This window comes from Ochrobactrum sp. EDr1-4 (genome assembly GCF_049199085.1).
GTDB lineage: Bacteria > Pseudomonadota > Alphaproteobacteria > Rhizobiales > Rhizobiaceae > Brucella.
Map to the genome: position 1 here is coordinate 55,297 of NZ_JBLZOF010000004.1, position 17,950 is coordinate 73,246.

The following is a 17,950-nucleotide window of genomic DNA, read 5'->3' on the forward strand; positions in this document are numbered from 1 at the left end:
ATGTCGCGATTGATTATTCCAGCCCACTGGTAGAAGCGGTTGAACTTCCATTTGCCACGCGGGAGCGGGTTCGGGTCTTCTTCGCCCCCGCTTTCGGCTCCCCCGGCTGATCGTCCACATCTCCAAAGAGTGCGACCATCAACACAGCCTGCGCAGTCAGTACCGATAATGTGAGTGGACGATCTTCAACGAATTTTTGGACCAGCTTCCGAGCGGCTTCCTTTTCCATGCCACCGCCTTCAAGACCTAGGCGGATGGGCTGGATCACATCATCAATGAACCATTGTTTGGAAGTGAGCCGCATCAAAATCCATTGCGGCCCTGCATCGCATTTGTCTTGCAGGGCGCGAAGGTGCTCAAGGCGGAGCTCAAAATCATGTTCGCCGCCAGCCCATGTAAGAGCTTTCGCCATTACGCAGCCTTAGCGGTACGCGTTGGCAAGCCGTCGAACTGAATTTCGATTTCAGCCGATACCTTCTGGCCTTTTTCAACGGCATTGTTGAGGTTCACAAGGATGGCCGATCCGGTTTCATACTGCGTGTCACCAACCGCTGAATTGACATGCTCAACGCGGATTGTCTTCTTGCCACCGGAATACCACCAATCAAGCATCATTTGATGGCTCTGGCTGGCCCAGACGCCAGTACCTGAAATAGTGACTTCTGAGGATTGAACAGCACGTTCAACAACAGCCGGCAGGCTTTCATCTTCACAATCGGCAGGAACTTCGGTCGTCTGCATATTGTGCTGGCGGTTGATACCGCGCTGTGTGATGCCACAAATCTTCGAGAAAGTACCCCCGACATCTGTTTCAATTTCAACAACAAGATGCTGAAACTCTGCTGTAATTGGCTTAACGGCCATGATATTTCTCCATGCGAAAACGGGCCAGCAATACGCCAGCCTTGATAGGGCTTGAGGCCCGGTTTCAGGTGATTGGGCTAAGCCCGTTTACGGCCTTTCAAGGCGCGCTTCTCATCGCGTGTCGGGCTTATGACCACTTCGGGCCAGCCTTTCGAAACGCAGTAATCAATGAAGTCTTGCGGACGTTCTTGCGGTTCAGCTGATGCCTTTGCATTGAACGAATAACGGCTGCGCGGACGCGACCAGTTGCATTCCACTTTAAAGATCGCCCAAGCCATTATTTCGCTCCGTCTCTGACTGCTTTGCGCATTTGGCGCGTGACCCTGCCCCGAACACGCTTTCGCAACGTGCGCCATGATGGGAAGAAGTATGGGCTGGCCTTCATGTGCTGGGTGCCGAACTCTTGCAAACGTGCAAGCTGAAACTGCTCCCGCTCACCAACCATAGTTGTTGCATCGCCTGCGTATATGGTGATCACCAAGCCGTCACGGGTTGGTGCGGACTTGCCTAGGACCATAGAGCCTTTGGGCGCATCGCCCCATGTCCAGTTGATCGATTGTGCAAGTGCGCCAGTATCTTTCGGAGCCAATCGGCGCATCATGCTGACGACTTCACCAGCACCTTGTTCCATGGCCTTAATTGTCGCATCGAACACTGCCTGTGGAATGGTCTTTGTCAATTTCCGCTTTAAACGATCGAGCCCTTCAACCATCTTCAGAAACCTCGTCGATCAGACCTGTCACTTGCACAACGCCATGAACAGTCAGGCCGTCCGGATCGTCAAATGTGCGGGCTATCTCAATCCGCGTGCCGACCAAATATCCCTTTGGGAACTCGCCTTCCAATCCACGCATCACGTCTACAACGGCATCCACGATTTGCTTACAAGGCCACTTCCGGCCATTGGCACGTGTCCAACAATCAAGCTGGAGAGTTTCTTCGCGAGCCTCAATGCACTCCGCGTCATCAGTGGAAAAATCCGCCTCGCCGAGACTGATATACGGAAACTCACGTTGCGTCGGAGGGTGATCCCAGATGCGACCCGCAACGAGATCGTTCACGGTTGCATCGGCTTTCAAAGCAGCGACAATATAGTTAGCGAAGCTGACGGAAACACTCATGTTGCCACCCCACTCTCAGCAGTGATTTCAACAAACTGGCGATCTTCTGTCGGAACCACAGCGCGAATATTATATTCAATGCCAGTCCGTGCATTCTTCATCTTTGAATCGGGCGTGATCTGGGTTGTTTTGCTACTACGCCGAACGGTGACAACAACAGGCTGCTTTCCCTCAAGGCGGGAAGCCTGGACAGCTTCACCCCCACGAAGATAACGGATATGCGCTCGTGTCGTGAAATCCATAGGAACTTCATTAAACCCGTTGTTTCCATCCGGCACCTCAGTAATGATGCCGAATGTCATGGAATGATGAAGCTCACCGGACGAAAGCTTAACAGCCATGATAACCTCACCGATAGATGCGGTACGGCTGCAATAGCGCTTCGACCGCGAATGGCATTTTATTGACAGACCCTTCCGTCGTCGCAGCTTCGCGCACCGCGTACCATTGAGCCACCAGCATCATGATCGCAGTACGGATCGCTTGCGGAGCATCCGAAATCAGTTTTGATGAATCCACAGGATCAGGCCTTTGCCAACCGACCTTGTAACGGATGCGCACCGAATCTGCCGTGCCTTCCGCCGTTGGCCAGCCGTTATGCAATGGCCTCACACCACCCAAGGTCGCTTCGTATTCACTAGCTGGCATAACGATAGAAGCACCAGCCGGATCACGATAAGTGATGGATACAATTTCGACAATTGGCGGATATGGCAGTGGGATAATACCTTGCTGACATGCCAGTGAATAGAAATCCGCAACGCAGAGCTCCAAGGTTTGGACGCCAAGCGCACAGCCAAGCCAACCTGTAGGGCCATCAATCCAAGATGTTGCAGCCAACAGCAGTGACCTGATGAGTTCGTCGTCATCATCAAAATCGACAATCAGATGACGCTTTGCCTCCTCAAGCGTAACTATTGGCTGGGGAGGCTCTATAACGCGGACTTGGCTATCCATTGCACCTAACCGTTATTTTTCCGACTTGCCCTTAGACTTGTCGTTTTCTGTCGTTTCCGATTGCGATGCAGGCTTCTGCAGGTCAGCAATTGCAGCCTTCAGACCGGCAATTTCATCAGCGGCGGCAGTCAGCTTTGCTTCGGCTTCGGTCTTATAGGCAGCGAATTCAGCCTCTACACCTTCGGAAGCTTTGACGACCTCTGCCAGCTTACCTTCAGCTTCAGACTTGTATGCATCCAACGCCGAAACCGCGTCAGATGTCGCCTTATTTGCATTCGTAAGCACTATTTCAGAGTCAGCCTTGAAATCTGCCAGCTCACGAACTGCCGTTTCCGTCTCGGCCTTCGATGCTGTCAAGGCCTTTTCACCAGCTTCAATTTCAGCAAGCAGAGTGTCGATATCGGCAGTATCGCTTTTCGAAGCCGCCGCAATTTTCTTGGCATCGAGAATACCGAGTTCCTTGCGGCCCTTCGCATTCTTGATATCCTGTTCTGAAGCTTCGGTATAAGCGCCACTGGCCAACATCTTTTCAGCCTGACTTTTATCAACGTCCGTGAGGATCTGGCCTTTGCGGACGCGACCAAAGTCGCCAAAGCTTCCGCGCGTTGCTTTGATATGCATAGTTATTCTCCTTTGGTTCATAGAGCGGGCGGCAGAACCGCCCGCCTTAATGAGCCAAAAGACAGCGATTACGGCTGGAGCGCAGTGGCAAAATCGCCGGTCACAAGCGCAGCGCGACGCTTGACTGCAAGAGCCAGACGGCGTTCCGCACGAACGGTCAGCATGTTCTTGATGAAGTTGTCACGATCTTCGGACGAGATCAGGACTTCCGTTTCCATACGGTCCCAGATCTTTGCAGCCATACGGAATGCACCCGTAAGGAATTCATCGAGATCCATCGCTTGAGTAGCGATGACTGGACGGCCCCAAAGCTGCGGACCTGCAAGCTGGATCACGTTGGCAAAGATGTAACGGTTCTCACCATCCTTGGTCAGTTCGATATCTGCCCAGTCAGTAGGGTTGAGAACAATGCCGTCAGCTGGATATTCTGCAAGCGAAGCCTGAAGAATTGCCAGACGCAAGATATCAATCTTGGTCGCGTTGACGACAGTTACACCGGGATTGGCATAAGGTGTGGCCTGCGGAACAAGACCATGAATATGCTGCCCGGTACCGTCGCCCTTGAGAAGTTCTGCCTCCTCCACAAAATCGAGACCGTAGCGAAGCTCACCATCGATTTCGCTCTGAAGCTGCGAGACATCGTCCATTGCCTGACGTGATACCGGCACCCAGTGCGCAATAGTGCGAACAGGCGCATCAGCAACTTCCCAGATATAATTGGATTCCGGTTTCTGCGCACCTTCTGCAACAACACCAGCCTTGTTATCGCGCGTGACCATGCGCGCAAACTCGATAGAGTTACTTGCTGTTTCACCAACGGAGAGAAGCTGGCGAATAGTCATTTGTCGGCGTGGAATACCGACAATTTCCGTATCACGCTGCGGAGTGATTAATGGTCCTGCGGAACCCGGCGCTGATGTGATCGCATTCTGGATGACAATACGAACTGCACCCTTGGCGCCACTCTTATTGACGAAGTTCTTCAGATCCTCGGATTCACCGACCATCTGGCCAAGTGACTTAACGCTCTGCTCACCGCCGCCGCCTCGACGAGAAGCAACGCGCTGCTCAATATCGGTGCTTTTGGTTTCGAGCGATTCAAGACGTTCTGTCAGTTTATCATGCGCAGCTGATAGCTTGCCCTGCGCCATAAGCAGTTCATCTGCCTTCTGCTTAACTTCAGCAGTGAGCGTGCCGGACTCTTTTGCCTGCTTAAGAGCATCTTCCGCCGTCTGCTTTACGTCGCCGCCAACGCGTGCAAGTTCGCTCTTCACTTCGCCGAGCAGCTTTTCAATGTTCTGCGCGTCATTGCGAACGGAACCGACGATACCAGCAGGACGTGCGGCCATGAGTGCCGCCAGTGCTACTGACGGCATGAAATGTTTGGACATGATTGCCTCCTTGGCTGCCCTAGATAGATTTTATGGATGCGAGGAGGTTTGAAACCTCAGCTAGTACGGCAGCGTCCTGCATGCCGGTTACGGTAGCGCCAGGCATACCGCCTTTCAGCGCATTGAGCAGTTCGCGCCGCTCGGATCGCGGTACGTTTGCTCTAGCGAGAAGAGTATCGAATTTGTGAGCCGCAACCTGTTGGCGGCTCTCCATCGAATTATTTGCCTTACTCTCGATTTCATCAGCGGAGAGCATACTGTCTGCAAAACCCTTTTCGACAGCTTCAGCGCCGCCAATCCAAGTTTCGCGATCAAGCATGCGACCAATCTCATTTTCATCAAGACCAGTGCGCGCCGCATAAATATCGGTGGCAGTCACATCAAATGGCTCAAGCCAGTCAGCGACGTCACGCAACGCATGACGATCTCCTACAGCGACAACCCACGTATTGTGGATCATGATGAATCCTGCGCGGGCGATCTGCACCTCATCTGCGGCCATCGCTATGACGGATGCGGCGGATGCTGCAATTCCGACAATCTTGACGGTCACTTTCGCCGGATGCTCGCGAAGAAGATTGTAAATCGCCAGCCCTTCGAAGTAATCGCCACCCGGCGAGTTGATCGAGACGACAACGTCTTTCTTGCCAATATTTCGCAGAGCGGCAGAAATGCGCTTGGCCGTCACACCATCCCCAAACCAGTCTTCTCCAATCGGATCGAGAATGGAAATGGTGTTATCGGAATCGTCAGCTGCGGATTTGACCGAACTATTCCAGCGATCAAGTGCTGCTGGCGCAAGCTCCGAACGCAAGCCGGGACGAACATTGATCTTGGCAGATGGAAGCTTACGCATCGTCATCGGATTGCCTTTCCTTGGAATATTCACCAATCCATGCGCGCATCGCTGCGCGGGCTGCGTTGCTGTCACTCGCAGCGCCAAGTTGGGTGAGCGGTGCAAGATTGGTTTGTGCCGTGAGTTCGTCACCGCCATCCTTGCGAGGAAGATTGAGTTTCGCCCTACCCTCATTACGGGTCATCAGACCGTTTTGCGTCATGGTTGACAGGAATGCCGCCTTGGACTTGCTGTCCATTTGCAAGAGAGCTTCGCGGTTGAACTCAGCATAACGGCGACGATTGCCGGTTGGACGGATAAGCTGCTTTTTGATCCGCGCCTCTATGCGATCACAGAGCGGATCGATGCCAAGTGTCAGCCACGCCAGCAGGATCTGTTCAACACCAGATCCCCACATGGTCTGGCCTTGTGCAGCGTGACCGATGATGATCGGCGGTACGCCCCACCAACGGCAAATTTCCTCGACGCTGAAGCGCTTGTTTTCAAGCATCTGCGCATCGACAGGGGAAAGTGCCAACCGGTCATATTTCAGACCCGCTTCAAGAACCATCAGTTTGCCAGCATTGCGAGAGCCGACAAACTTTTCCATGATCGTTTGCAGCTGCTCGCGCTGTTCTTTCTCAAGCGTCTTATCTGAGGAAAGTACGCCACTGGCCTGCAATCCGTTTCCGTAGAGCTTGCCGGTCGCCTCATCGAGCGCGATTGCGGATCCAAACGCCTGCGCACCAAACTGGATTGGCGATAAACCCATATCGCCGCCAAAACTGAATCCGCGAAGGTGAAACACTTTGTCTCGCGGAAGAATTTCAGTTTTACCACGATCATTGACACGATATTGCAACTCGCCTTCGCTGTCGCGGAATGGCGTGCAATGCGTGCTGGCTAATGGCTGGAGAGAAACCAGACGATTACCGCTTTGCACCTTTTCGGAATATGCATTGCCGGTAGCAGCCATCCACGCAACCATCGACTCCCAATATTCGAGCGCCGTCTGATCTTCGTTTGGATTTTCGCAGATGACTTCTGCAAGATCGTCATCAGAGACACGAACACGATTATCATCGCCACGCTTCTCATACATGGCAAGCGGCAGGCACGATACGGCCTGCGCAGTAAGCCGGATGCAAGCCCATGCTGTTGAAAGCTGCAAAACAGAATGAAGGTGAACGCTTTTCCCAGCGTGGTTATTCGTACCAAAAGCACCGGCCCAGCCAGAGCCATTCTTCAGTGATAGGCGCCGATCCTTGGCGATTATCTCATCACGCGTCATATTTGCCGGTAAGCTGGACTTCCGGTTTCGCGTCTTTTTGCGAGTAGCCATTAGACTCCGACCATTACCGGGTTAGCGAGGAAATTATCAAGCCGATCATCCGAAGCTTCGGGGTTCCAGCTCATCAGGATTGTGGCGCAAAGCATCGCGATAAATGGATCAATCTTTGCACGACCCGCCGCCTGTTTGGTGGCGAGATTGCCGTTGCCGTTCACTTCAATCTTCACATTGCCGATAACCCAATTCATCATCGTGCTTCCGTCATGACTGAGTGTATCGTTGCTGAGCTTGTGCTCCAGTCCCCATATCGCTGGAGAAAGCGCTGGACCCTGTCGGATACGCCGGAACATTTCATCTGATATCTTGCGCTCTGCCAAGGCATCAATGAATGCGGCGATGTTGTTCGGATCAGAGCCGACTGCATCCTTTTTGGGAAACAGACCAGCATTGCGTAGTCGTGCCGCTATGTCGGCTATCTGATCAATATAAGCTGAGACCTCACAGAAAGTGAGGCTTCTCTCAGCCTCAAAGTCACGCAAGTTGGCAGCTATTTCTTTGCGTGTTTCAAGAACACTCGGATGCGCATAAGCATGGCACCAAACCAACCATCGACGCGTCACCCTCTCGCGCCCGATGACACAGACGCCGAAAAGGTCATCCAGACCGCCGCCATCCGTTCCCATAACGGCAACTTCAGAACGGCGCATCAGCTCATCAAGCGTGAGTGTTGGATCTGCGCGATCTTCCCAGTAGTCGCCACCGCGCCATGCATCATCGGTAAGACCAACGCCGATTTCGATGTTGAGATGCTGGCTAAGCCAGATCTTCTCAGCCTCTTTATTGACCTTGCCGTTATTCTCGTAATCATCAACCAGACGCTGCGGGTCAATAGAACGCCCAATATTTGGCAGCACATAGCGCCAGTTTCTATGGCTTCGCCAAAAATCCTGACTACGCTGCAAATCCGCGGGAAACTCATAAAGCACCGGCAGGAGGATTGGCGATGGACCGCCGACGCCGTCACGAACCTTGCGTGCTTTATCGAGTTCGGTTTTCCAGATCCCTGCCGGTTGCTCATCCGATTGCGTGGTAATCATCAGGACTTGCCCGCCCTGCATGGTGATACCGCCGCCCCGGATCTGCTGCATGACGGCTGCGGCCTTGGCTTTCTTGCCCAGTTCGTGCAACTCATCAATGATTGTCAGGATCGGGATTTCGCCGGTGACAATCGACGTGTCGAAGGTCTTAACATCCAGTTTCGTGCCGGTCTTACGGCGCGTGATGCACTTGAGATGATCCTGCACCTTGAATATCGCATCAAGACGCGGATCAATTCGGATCATACCCTGTGCCTGATCAAAACAGCGCTCCGAGATATTTTGGCTCGGTGCAACAATAAGCATCTGACGATTAGGCGCTTCTTCCATGAAAAGCGCTGTCAGGCCCAAAGCCGCAACATATGTCGTCTTCGAGTTCTTCTTAGGAACCATGCAGAGCAGTTCCCAAACGAGCCGCTTTCGCGTTTCAGGATCCTCGCTCGCCAGAAAGGCGCAAAGAATATCGCGAAACCAATCACCGCATGCATCTGCCAAAGCGGGATTTCCGGGAACATCCGGCAATCGAAGGCGATTAAAGAATGCCAATGCCTTCGCCGCTTTTTCTGGATTGAGCGGAACGTCGGCCATTGGCGTCTGTCCTGCCTGAATCCGATCCCACCAATCCGGGCAGGCAAAGCGTGGCAGTGTATTACTGGATGACATTCTGCGAAGCCTCGGCTTCGAGCTCCGCCATCAGATCAGCGTCTGCGGCCATGGCTCGCTGTTCGTCGGTTGCTTTTTTGCCTGGTCGATCTGTGGGCCGATCATCGTCGCTACCCTTGGAACCCATTGCAGCCTCAATCACCATGCGGTCGTTGCGCTCAATCATCGCGCCAAGTTCTCGAAGTGCAGTGACGTTTCCGGCGTTGGCTTGGTCCATGGCAATCTCAAATCGCCGTGCATCCAGTCTGTCCCGCATGCCATCACGCGTTTTTAGCTCGGGACTAAAATACCGCTGAATTGTCTTTCCCGACACATCAAGCGCGTTACCAATCCGAGAGATCGACCAGCCCAGAGCCAGTAACAGCTTGACTTTATTACGATCTTTTTCAGATGGCGCATATGGTGGCCGTCCCTTCTTGCCAAAACCTTCACGAACAGGCTGACCGAAGAGGTCAAATTCAATCGTCATGAGAAAAAAATCTCTTCATGTGGGAGACGCGGGTCTAGGAGATGGACCCCTTTTTGACTTTCGATCCGCCCCCCCCCCGCCTGATGTTTCACGGTCGATGTTTCACGCGACCAGTACGATTCGAGGCATGATGGTGCGAAGCTTAGCCACGTGGCCTCGTGCAATCTGGGTACATATCTATCGAACCATCTTCATGCTCGGTTAGATCTTCCACGGTAGCATCTCGCCATGTTGGTTCCTCATCGGGCACTGGCAATGAACTGAGTGCTGTTCTGAAGTGTCGGCGCGTCTGCACCTGAAGAATGATCTTGCCTTCTTGGTCCGCACGATATCGGCGCTTGCCTGTTAGTTTGACCATGATTGACCTCAAAGAAAGCCGCGAGCTTTATACTTCGGAATGCTGCGCAGCACTTCGCGATCCACATCACGTCGAATACCTTCAATCACCTTCTGCATATCGGTCGTATCCACCGATACAGTGACAGTTAGCTTCTCAATATCTGTCGACTTATCCGACCTTGGCAGCGCCATTGCGGGAACTGCGACTGCAACCGGCGCAAGGCTGAGAAATGACAAGAATGAACGACGGTTCATGTTGCACCTTCTGTGTTTAACGGCTGGAGTTATCGAGAATGGTTGATGATGCTGGCCGCTACGTGCTGCTTAGCGTTGCGCCCTACTGAAAGGTTCTTCGGCAGCGTACCCATTACCCAATTCAGTTCTGGCATCACCAACGCCTTCAGACTAATCCCACACACCACGATGATGCAGGCTCACCTGCTCTTGCTTTTGCTTTTCGCTGTCGTGATAGACTTTGCTCAAGGCCTGAAGGTTGTTCATATCCCAGAAGAGTTCAGCATTGCCGCGATGCTCTTTGATGTGATCGACAACCGCGCTGTTTGGCGCTGGATACTTTCCGATAAGAAGGATGCCGGTCTGCTGGCAAGTGAACAGGTCACGCTTGAGAACATCCTCGCGCAGCTTTTGCCAACGAGCGGTCTTATACCACTTGCGCCATGGCGCAGCTGCATCACGCTCACACTCGATACGTTGGCTCACGTCAGCCTCATATACATATGGAAAGAGCGCCACATCGGGCGCTCAAAGTGTTTGGTGAATTTCAGACATAGCTTACGCTCTGGCCCTGAATCGGTGTCTCCTAATTGAGACTGTCAGAGCAGGGTCCGAGCGCGCCACCTCAGCAACTTGTGCCCACGTGTTACCGTGTATCGAGGATCACTATCTAATCCGGATCATCCGTGGGCAGATTACAGTCACAGCGGAGACAAGAATGCAAGAGGCACAATCATTGGCATAGGTCGGTTCATAAATTGTATTTCCACAACAGCCGTGCCCTTCCCTTTGCCTACAGATGTTACGACCGCACCCACATGACCAGCAAATGGCCCCTCTACAATTTGCACCTTCCGAAGGTGGCCAAACAATGTGACAGGCCGCTCATGATCAAATTCACCACTCTTGGCTTTCTCATTGAAACAGCGTACTTTTTCAGCGCTCATCAGGTAGGGATTTTGATAACCGCCAAGCACCTCAGACACGTCATCAAAACTTAATAAGGCAGCTATCGCATCATTATTAATTGGGCACCTAGCTAACATGTATCCCACCATCACTGGAGCCTTACGTGGGGGAATTTCTCGCTTTTGCCTACGCAGTTTTGGTCCCATTTTCATAGGAACAAGCGCTTCAATGTTGGTAACTTCAAGCGCCTCACATACTGATACTTCGCGGTTAACCCGCGTGCGAAGTATGAGCCATGGCGAATCATCTTGCATACGAACTGCCGCTGTCGCTCTCAAACGTTCTATTCGACGACGCTCTGCCAGCACCTTGTCAATCGCCCGACAATGCTCTTCACTGGGAGCCGATGCTATTGCGATATCAATTTGACGTTGATCAATTGCCATCATGCTCACCTAACCCCCTCAAAGCTATTTCAAAGTCTTTCATTCCATCTGGGCCACCTGCTGGGAAACAAACCCATTTCAGCCAGTCAGGTGTTGGATACCAACGCCAGCCACGCTCTTCGTGGTAAGCCTTCCATGCAAACCAAAGCTCACTGCCGACGCTGACGGACTCCATTCGATCTGAAAGGTAGTCCAAGCGGCCAGAGACCACGACAGAACGACCAGTCGCGCCACGCTCAAACATGGCCTCGACATCAGTCCATCCCTGTTTCACAAGCTTTTCACGATAGATTTCGCCTTCGGTTCGCTCACCGCGTTCGATCTGATTGCGCTCAAAAGCCGTTGGCGCTGAGATCAGGCCCGGCGAAACCGTCAGGAAGTTTCGATAAACATCGATACCGAACAGTTTGCCGAACGGTTTAGCCTCAAGGCGAGATGGCTGATCAGGTTGAGCTGGAGCATCGGGGACATCTTTCCAAAGCTTCTGCCTGAAATATGTCGATGGTGCTGAGACGTGTGATTTTTTCTGTGCTTTGAGCAAAGCGAACCAAGCGTCGCGCTTCGCTTCAGCTTCAATACGTTCATCCGGAGTGAGGGCAAACCAATCGTCGAGATAGTTTTCCTTTGGCATGCCATCGAAACCGGGCCAAGCTTTGATGACCCGCCAGAAGGCTGTCTTGATTGCCTTCAAATCTTGCTTTTCGATCGCGCACGCCTCTCTCAAAGGTTCCTTTACAGGTTCCTTTACAAGGTTAGGCGGCAAATTCTGCCGGTTGAAACTGTCAGAATCTGCCGGTAGCTCGTGCTCATTTTCGCCGGTAGAACAAGCGGCAGAATTTGCCGGTTGAAACCCCGGCTCGAACCCAAGTCCATAACGGTTTGAACCGCGCTTGCCGTTCTCGCGATGCAAATCCCAATTGATCAGGCCACGTTCGCGCAATCGTGTGAGCTGATCACGCACCGCACGTTCTGCCAGATTGGTCTTTGAGCAGATGAATTCCTGACTGGGGAAACACCCATTGATAGGGTTGTGACAGTCTGCGAGCACCATCAGAACGGCCCATTCGGAAGGTTTCATATCCCGATGCAGTTCTGGTTGGTCAAAAGCCCATTTAGTCGCTGCGTGGCTCATTCCGCTGCCTCCTGATACGGAGACACGCCATGGTGCACGGGCTGCTTAATGGCGCGCAATTCGGCCAATTTGCGCTGATATTCGGCCTCATCAAAAAGGGTATCCATCTGGCGAAGATGATGATGCTTGCCGGTCAGCGCGCCCGCGTCACGCTGCGCCTGACAAACAGCGCTTGATAGCGACTGGATGCTACTCACGCCGCCATCAAACAGATTGCCATATCTGTTCACAAGACGACGAATGCACGTTGCCGCCGCATCGCGGCTTGGCAACAGCCAACCTACCGGCGTCAGAACATAGCCGCTGTTTTCATGAACAAGGATAAAGCCAGCTGTGACTTGTTCGCCGGGACGCTCGCCCCTGCGACCGCCGTCAATCCAGCGCGCTATCGCTTCATCAGTTTTCAGTTCGTCAACGATTTCATGCGCAACGATAGCCAGTCCATTGCTGGCATATCCCTGCATGATGCGCCGACCAGTGGATCTGGTTGCATCGCGCACGCTGACAGACTGGCGAATAAGCATATCGCTCATGCGTCACCCCCGGTATTTTGTGTAAGTAGAAGAAGCGTTTGGCGTGCATGATCGAGCGCCAGATTGACCAAGTCACCATTGCGGCGCGTCTGGTTCATAGCGGCGTAAAAGCACGTGAGATACTCGCAACCAGCCACAAAGCCATGCTCAGAGCATAAACGCTCCAAGAATGGCTGATACTGGATCATGATGCGGATAGGACAAACGAGCAGCACCAATGCGCGGTCAGCGTCATTTGCAGCACCGATCATAGCCTGCAAGATTGGCAGAATATTATCGTTCATTCCGCCGATAAGGTTCGGGCTTGCGGTCACAGAAAACCCTCCTGCTTTGCAGGCGCGGATATCGGCGGTGTTGCAACCAGCATGTCGGACTGTGCATGAGCTTTGCGGATCCGCTCATGTGCGATCTCAAAATAAGGCTCATGACGCTCAATGCCGATGAAAGAGCGGCCAGCCTTTACGCAAGCGACACCTGTCGAGCCGCTGCCCATAAACGGATCAAGCACCACCTGCCCTGCAACATTGCAGATGATCTTCGACATGACGGTCTGCGGCTTAACCGTAGGATGCGCGACATCGCTGTCTTGGCCATTCTTGGCGATGATGAAGCGTTTTTTCTGCTGAAGATCGCCGACCGGATGGAAGCCGCAATTCCAGGCATGAACGTAGATTTCGATATCGGGCCGATAATGCTTATTCGCCACTGGCATGGCATTCGGCTTCACCCACGGGATGATTGCGTAACGATCATACTGTGATGCGAGATAAGGCAGTAGATCAGCCCACTGATCATTGTGCGCGAAAAACACAGCAGAGCCGAATTGCTTGCTAGTGAAAACGCTATGATCAAAGCCTTGATCAAGACCGACCGCCGCAATTTGATCCATGTTCGGACGCTTTGAGCGGAACTTGCCGCCGCCCGATGTTTCAAACTCGTATGGTGGATCTGACACAACCGCGTCGATCATTCCTAGCGTGGGAACAATGGCGTTGCAGTCACCGAGATAAAGCATGCAATTGCCGATGACGATCTTGCGCTCATATGGATCGCGTTGCGGCCAATGCGTATCGCCGCGCTCGCGCTTCACTTGGACTGCGAGATCATAGCATTTTTTGGAATCGTCAGCCGGATCATATTCACGCATATCAGCGCCGCCCCGCAAACCAGATGATGTAAATGAGGAAAGCCGCGACCGACGCTTCCGCCAATACAGCAGTGAGAATGATCAGAAGGGTTTCGCGTGGCGTAAGGCGGCTGCTCATCGCTTGCGCCTGACTGGACGTAAGAAACGCCCGGCATGTTGACGCTTTTCGCGATAATGGCTGACGCCATAAATGATTGTGGAATGATCGCGACCGCCGAGCTTCAATCCAATTTCGGTGCAGCCAAGCGGCGTGAGGCGAAACGCCCAATAGTAAATCGCCTGCCGCGCCAAAATCAGATCGTAGCGGCGGGATCGCGACAGGACATCGCGTTGCGACACACGAAGGGCGCGGCATATCCGGCGAATAATCGTGTTAAGATCAGGTCGATAGAGATCAGCCACCGGCAAAACACCGGCTTTTGCCACCTCACCACAATATCGAACCCATTTCCGGTTGACCCGATGAAGGATCACTTCATCAGAAATGGCAGCGCGCGACCTCTTCGACGGTACTTTTTTCGGTAACGTAGCCTCAGCTGTGACGACTGGCGCGACCTCAACCGGTGGCGCCAGTTTTGGCCCCACCGGAGCTTTGCGTGCTTCCTCGCGCAAGCGCTGCGCGCGCATAGCTGCGGCAGTTATCGGATTGCTTTCTGTATGGCGTGAGGAAGCGTAAAACATTAGCGCTCTGCCGAGCCTTCGAAGAATGGAAGGCCGGTTTTGGCGGCAGCTTCTGCAAGATCGCGCTGGACCTGTTCACGCAGCACGTTTTCCCAACGATAAAGCTGATAGAACCAGACAATATCGCCGCCCTTGATGCGGTAACGCAGGCGTGCCGGAATGCGGACCTTGTCACCATCGACAAACGCCGGCACCGAAATCATAAAGATGCCCGGAATGACAACCGGCTCACCCTTGGCGTTCTGATGTTCTTCCTTGAACTCGACAGTACGTTCGCCGGTCTGCAAGCGCGTGCCCTGCTTCACCGTCGCGCTGACAAACACTTCCAGATGACGGGCGAGCATGACCAGCTCAGACGGCGTGGCCATCTTTTCATTGAACAGGCGTTCGCACTCAGTACGTTCGCCATCAGTCGGAGCACATAATTCAACCGAATGCTCTTCAAGGAACAGAGCAAATTCTGCCTGTTCCATCGGTTGCGCATTGTTCTTCACCCACGCGGTGAATTCTTCCGTTACCGGGAATGCGTATTCAACGCGATGCTCACCAAAGCGCGGCTCATTATCGAGATCGTGATAATCAATGATCGAAGTGAGTTTCGGATTAGGCCAGCTTGCCTTGCCAAAGATGACCGAGCCATCATCCTTGTGACGGTTCGTGAGATCAATGAAGCTTGCGAGCACATCGGTATTTGCAGTACCGCGGCGGCGTTCTGGCGCAATGCGATGCTCTTCAAGCAGGCTTTTGACAGAAGCGAACTTCTGATTATTACGATCAAACGCCAGCGGAACTTCGTCGGCAAGACCCTTCGCCAAGCCTTTCGTGGAAACGCTGACAATTTCCGGGTCACTGGCCTTATTGGCCAGCCCGGTTAATGTGAGAATTGCGGCATTGAGGCCGACAATGGATTTCTTATCTTCCATGGTTTTACTCTCCGGTTAAAAAAATCAGCGCTCAGTGGCGGCGCTTGGCGTCGGCCCGGCGTCACGAAGGAACATGTCAACTTGGCTTGGATGCTCGATGCTCAGTGCACCATCCAAAGACCAGAACGGTGTTTTCATGAACTTGGCGGTGTCAGGCAGTTTGAGCTTGACCTTTGGATCAATATCGATGCGGCCCAACTCGTAGTTAAAATCGATGGTCACGGTCATCGTGGCCTTGCCCTTGTCGCCGGGCATGTTTTCCAGTGCCTCGATCGCAAGCGCCATTTCATCATCAAGCTTGCGCGTGAAATCACCACGCGAAAGCAGTCCGAGCATTTCCCGGAACGAACGCATAACCCGGCTCATTGAAGTCCTCCTAAGACAGTGGGTGTTTGCTTTTTGGTAAGAGGTGAGCCCGCCTCAACAGAACGGCGCGCAATGCGATCAGCCTGATCTGGAAAGCGGGAAACGAGTTGCAGCGAGCGGTCGCAGCCAAAGCGAGCAAACGGATGCCGCCAGCGCAGCGGCTGCGGTTTGCCGGTTTCATCGATGATGAAAAATTTGAGGACTTGTGATGCGGTCATTCGTTGACCTCTCGCGCTTCAGCGGCAGCAAGTCGCCCATCAATGTCAGCGTGGATTTTCGCAATCTGGCGCGATATTTTGCGCAATTGCTGCGCTTCCGATGGCGACAGAAAACCATCCGCCTTGGCGCGAACAGTTTCGACCATCATATTTCCGGTCAGCTCAACCAAATCGGCATTGAGTGCAGACAGACAGGACGAAATTGAGTTGCTGACGACAGATCCGCCAACCTCAAGGCCGAGAAACTCGACCATGATGCCCGAAACAATCGGGCGACCGACATAGCCTTCCAGCGCCATAACGACCGGCGTCGGCATTGTGTCTCGATCAACACCGCCATACCAACGCCCGACCTGACTTTTTGAAATTGCGAATTTTTCAACCACGCGGCGGCTGCCGCCATACGCGTCAATCAGATCCGTCTGCGCTGCCAAAACCCGCAAACGCCAGCGTTCTGTAAATTCACGAGGTTCGATGTCAGCCATAGCGCGCAATCCTCAAGGCAAAGCTTTCCCGCGCCGGGAAAACCCAGCGTCGTTTCCCGTGGTGGGAAGGTCAAAAATTTGAGAGTTTCAAACCGTCAAAACGGCATCAGGAATTTGAAGTCATGGATCGCAACCTCGACAGATCATCGAACCGCCTCCCCGGAATTAGTCGCCGTGGCGCGCTGACGGACTTCACAACGCGCCACGGCTTCGCCCGATGGGAGGACTTCAGGCGAATTGGAAATAAAAGCGGAGCGCAGTGCAGTTTCGGCCCGCAGCCGCGCTCCTGTTTCGCAGTTGCCCTTGGTGCTTTGCGAACTCAAAACATTTGCCGGAGCGCCACTTTGGGCGGGGGGCGCAACAGACGCTCCGGCAACATCACCCGCCGAGGAACTGGCAGGAGATACTTTCGAACTAAAAGCTTCTACATTGAGGCGATCAAGCAGAGCACGCGCTGGACCGCGCTTAGGAATGCCATCATTTTCCCAACGCCAAACAGTAGAAAGGTTAACGCCTGCCATACCTGCCAGCTGTGACTGCGTCAGGTTTAGGGCTTTCCTAATCGCCGGAATATCTAATGGTGCTTCGTTCATGTCGCGGAATGTGCGTTAAGCACAATTCATTGTCAAGACGAAACGCACATCGAAAGTGTGCAATATGCAAATCATGACAGACACTCGCCCAGACTTCGCTAAGCGATTGGAAATTGCACGTATCGCCCGCGGTTTTAAAACCGCGAAAAGCGCCTGCGAATATTTTGGCTGGAACTACAATTCCTATGCGCAGCATGAGCAGGGCAATCGTGGAATCAGCCGAATATCGGATAAGTATGCAAAGGCTTATCGTGTTAGCGAAGCATGGCTACTCACAGGCGAAGGCAAGGGGCCATCATCAACGGATGCCGAACAACCTACTGACGTTGATAGAGAATTCTCACTTTTGATTGCCGAAGCCACAGAAGAAGAGAAGCAGGCGATGCTTCCTCTTTTGCGGACATTGATCGCCGCCAGAAAGCAATAAAACTCCGCCGTTCATCCTGCGACAGCCTCTCCCACTCATTCAGCAGATCATCCTCGATACTCACTACTGCACCCCTTTACCGCACATTAATGATGGCCCATGAAATGGAACGCATCAAGAACATATTTAATAAACTGCTTATCTGATGAGCAGTTATAGAGCTTTTCCACAGGCACAGATTCGGCATTATTTAAACAATTGACCTTAC

At 53.0% G+C, this 17,950-nt stretch carries 28 protein-coding genes; 1 reads left to right on the plus strand and 27 read right to left on the minus strand.

Annotation, left to right across the window (positions count from 1 at the left end; genetic code table 11):
• Positions 1-13: 13 nt before the first annotated feature.
• The 27 genes from ACOZHT_RS15075 to ACOZHT_RS15205 all read right to left on the minus strand — a co-directional run bounded on the left by ACOZHT_RS15075 (position 14) and on the right by ACOZHT_RS15205 (position 17,315).
• The gene (locus ACOZHT_RS15075) at positions 14-412 is read right to left on the minus strand and encodes a gene transfer agent family protein (protein WP_421565909.1); all 399 of its coding nucleotides are present in this window, start codon (positions 410-412) and stop codon (positions 14-16) included.
• A complete protein-coding gene (locus tag ACOZHT_RS15080) occupies positions 412-864 on the minus strand; it encodes a phage tail tube protein (RefSeq protein WP_421565910.1) in 453 nt (150 codons plus the stop codon). The genes ACOZHT_RS15075 and ACOZHT_RS15080 overlap by 1 nt, the downstream gene beginning before the upstream one ends.
• Before the next feature lie 77 nt (positions 865-941).
• On the minus strand, positions 942-1,142 hold the full coding sequence (locus ACOZHT_RS15085; RefSeq protein WP_421565911.1) for a hypothetical protein: 201 nt from the start codon (positions 1,140-1,142) through the stop codon (positions 942-944).
• Complete coding sequence (locus ACOZHT_RS15090; protein ID WP_421565912.1) at positions 1,142-1,576, minus strand: HK97-gp10 family putative phage morphogenesis protein; 435 nt, start codon at positions 1,574-1,576, stop codon at positions 1,142-1,144. The genes ACOZHT_RS15085 and ACOZHT_RS15090 overlap by 1 nt, the downstream gene beginning before the upstream one ends.
• The gene (locus ACOZHT_RS15095) at positions 1,569-1,985 is read right to left on the minus strand and encodes a DUF3168 domain-containing protein (RefSeq protein ID WP_421565913.1); all 417 of its coding nucleotides are present in this window, start codon (positions 1,983-1,985) and stop codon (positions 1,569-1,571) included. Before ACOZHT_RS15095 ends, ACOZHT_RS15090 begins: the two co-directional genes overlap by 8 nt.
• Positions 1,982-2,326 carry a head-tail adaptor protein gene (locus ACOZHT_RS15100; protein WP_421565914.1) on the minus strand — a complete coding sequence of 115 codons (345 nt, stop codon included), beginning with the start codon at positions 2,324-2,326 and terminating at the stop codon, positions 1,982-1,984. Before ACOZHT_RS15100 ends, ACOZHT_RS15095 begins: the two co-directional genes overlap by 4 nt.
• A gap of 7 nt (positions 2,327-2,333) precedes the next feature.
• Positions 2,334-2,942, minus strand: coding sequence for a head-tail connector protein (locus ACOZHT_RS15105; protein WP_421565915.1), 609 nt, complete (start codon positions 2,940-2,942; stop codon positions 2,334-2,336).
• 12 nt (positions 2,943-2,954) lie between these two features.
• Complete coding sequence (locus ACOZHT_RS15110) at positions 2,955-3,563, minus strand: hypothetical protein (RefSeq protein WP_421565916.1); 609 nt, start codon at positions 3,561-3,563, stop codon at positions 2,955-2,957.
• A gap of 68 nt (positions 3,564-3,631) precedes the next feature.
• A complete protein-coding gene (locus ACOZHT_RS15115) occupies positions 3,632-4,954 on the minus strand; it encodes a phage major capsid protein (RefSeq protein WP_421565917.1) in 1,323 nt (440 codons plus the stop codon).
• A 19-nt stretch (positions 4,955-4,973) separates the two neighbouring features.
• A complete protein-coding gene (locus ACOZHT_RS15120; protein WP_421565918.1) occupies positions 4,974-5,816 on the minus strand; it encodes a head maturation protease, ClpP-related in 843 nt (280 codons plus the stop codon).
• Positions 5,803-7,131 (minus strand): phage portal protein, encoded by a 1,329-nt coding sequence (locus tag ACOZHT_RS15125; RefSeq protein ID WP_421565919.1) that lies wholly within the window; start codon positions 7,129-7,131, stop codon positions 5,803-5,805. The genes ACOZHT_RS15120 and ACOZHT_RS15125 overlap by 14 nt, the downstream gene beginning before the upstream one ends.
• The gene (locus tag ACOZHT_RS15130) at positions 7,131-8,840 is read right to left on the minus strand and encodes a terminase TerL endonuclease subunit (protein WP_421565920.1); all 1,710 of its coding nucleotides are present in this window, start codon (positions 8,838-8,840) and stop codon (positions 7,131-7,133) included. The genes ACOZHT_RS15125 and ACOZHT_RS15130 overlap by 1 nt, the downstream gene beginning before the upstream one ends.
• The gene (locus ACOZHT_RS15135; RefSeq protein ID WP_421565921.1) at positions 8,827-9,309 is read right to left on the minus strand and encodes an AraC family transcriptional regulator; all 483 of its coding nucleotides are present in this window, start codon (positions 9,307-9,309) and stop codon (positions 8,827-8,829) included. The genes ACOZHT_RS15130 and ACOZHT_RS15135 overlap by 14 nt, the downstream gene beginning before the upstream one ends.
• 142 nt (positions 9,310-9,451) lie before the next feature.
• Positions 9,452-9,667: a hypothetical protein gene (locus ACOZHT_RS15140; protein ID WP_421565922.1), complete on the minus strand. Its 216-nt coding sequence runs from the start codon at positions 9,665-9,667 to the stop codon at positions 9,452-9,454.
• A gap of 8 nt (positions 9,668-9,675) precedes the next feature.
• Positions 9,676-9,903 (minus strand): hypothetical protein, encoded by a 228-nt coding sequence (locus ACOZHT_RS15145; protein WP_421565923.1) that lies wholly within the window; start codon positions 9,901-9,903, stop codon positions 9,676-9,678.
• A 150-nt stretch (positions 9,904-10,053) separates the two neighbouring features.
• Positions 10,054-10,368, minus strand: coding sequence for an HNH endonuclease (locus ACOZHT_RS15150; RefSeq protein WP_421565924.1), 315 nt, complete (start codon positions 10,366-10,368; stop codon positions 10,054-10,056).
• A 215-nt stretch (positions 10,369-10,583) separates the two neighbouring features.
• On the minus strand, positions 10,584-11,240 hold the full coding sequence (gene nusG / locus ACOZHT_RS15155; RefSeq protein WP_421565925.1) for a transcription termination/antitermination protein NusG: 657 nt from the start codon (positions 11,238-11,240) through the stop codon (positions 10,584-10,586).
• Positions 11,227-12,369 carry a helix-turn-helix domain-containing protein gene (locus tag ACOZHT_RS15160; RefSeq protein ID WP_421565926.1) on the minus strand — a complete coding sequence of 381 codons (1,143 nt, stop codon included), beginning with the start codon at positions 12,367-12,369 and terminating at the stop codon, positions 11,227-11,229. The genes nusG and ACOZHT_RS15160 overlap by 14 nt, the downstream gene beginning before the upstream one ends.
• Positions 12,366-12,902: a hypothetical protein gene (locus tag ACOZHT_RS15165; RefSeq protein WP_421565927.1), complete on the minus strand. Its 537-nt coding sequence runs from the start codon at positions 12,900-12,902 to the stop codon at positions 12,366-12,368. The genes ACOZHT_RS15160 and ACOZHT_RS15165 overlap by 4 nt, the downstream gene beginning before the upstream one ends.
• Positions 12,899-13,216 carry a hypothetical protein gene (locus ACOZHT_RS15170; protein WP_421565928.1) on the minus strand — a complete coding sequence of 106 codons (318 nt, stop codon included), beginning with the start codon at positions 13,214-13,216 and terminating at the stop codon, positions 12,899-12,901. Before ACOZHT_RS15170 ends, ACOZHT_RS15165 begins: the two co-directional genes overlap by 4 nt.
• On the minus strand, positions 13,213-14,049 hold the full coding sequence (locus tag ACOZHT_RS15175; protein ID WP_421565929.1) for a DNA-methyltransferase: 837 nt from the start codon (positions 14,047-14,049) through the stop codon (positions 13,213-13,215). The genes ACOZHT_RS15170 and ACOZHT_RS15175 overlap by 4 nt, the downstream gene beginning before the upstream one ends.
• 114 nt (positions 14,050-14,163) lie before the next feature.
• Positions 14,164-14,730: a helix-turn-helix domain-containing protein gene (locus tag ACOZHT_RS15180; RefSeq protein ID WP_421565930.1), complete on the minus strand. Its 567-nt coding sequence runs from the start codon at positions 14,728-14,730 to the stop codon at positions 14,164-14,166.
• On the minus strand, positions 14,730-15,653 hold the full coding sequence (locus tag ACOZHT_RS15185) for a DUF2303 family protein (RefSeq protein WP_421565931.1): 924 nt from the start codon (positions 15,651-15,653) through the stop codon (positions 14,730-14,732). Before ACOZHT_RS15185 ends, ACOZHT_RS15180 begins: the two co-directional genes overlap by 1 nt.
• A gap of 24 nt (positions 15,654-15,677) precedes the next feature.
• Positions 15,678-16,019 carry a hypothetical protein gene (locus ACOZHT_RS15190; RefSeq protein ID WP_421565932.1) on the minus strand — a complete coding sequence of 114 codons (342 nt, stop codon included), beginning with the start codon at positions 16,017-16,019 and terminating at the stop codon, positions 15,678-15,680.
• On the minus strand, positions 16,016-16,237 hold the full coding sequence (locus ACOZHT_RS15195) for a hypothetical protein (protein ID WP_421565933.1): 222 nt from the start codon (positions 16,235-16,237) through the stop codon (positions 16,016-16,018). The genes ACOZHT_RS15190 and ACOZHT_RS15195 overlap by 4 nt, the downstream gene beginning before the upstream one ends.
• The gene (locus ACOZHT_RS15200; RefSeq protein ID WP_105518465.1) at positions 16,234-16,722 is read right to left on the minus strand and encodes a hypothetical protein; all 489 of its coding nucleotides are present in this window, start codon (positions 16,720-16,722) and stop codon (positions 16,234-16,236) included. The genes ACOZHT_RS15195 and ACOZHT_RS15200 overlap by 4 nt, the downstream gene beginning before the upstream one ends.
• 143 nt (positions 16,723-16,865) lie before the next feature.
• A complete protein-coding gene (locus ACOZHT_RS15205; protein ID WP_421565934.1) occupies positions 16,866-17,315 on the minus strand; it encodes a helix-turn-helix domain-containing protein in 450 nt (149 codons plus the stop codon).
• Positions 17,316-17,379: 64 nt separating this feature from the next.
• Between ACOZHT_RS15205 and ACOZHT_RS15210 the strand changes: the two genes are divergently transcribed.
• Complete coding sequence (locus tag ACOZHT_RS15210; RefSeq protein WP_421565935.1) at positions 17,380-17,742, plus strand: XRE family transcriptional regulator; 363 nt, start codon at positions 17,380-17,382, stop codon at positions 17,740-17,742.
• Positions 17,743-17,950: the final 208 nt, after the last annotated feature.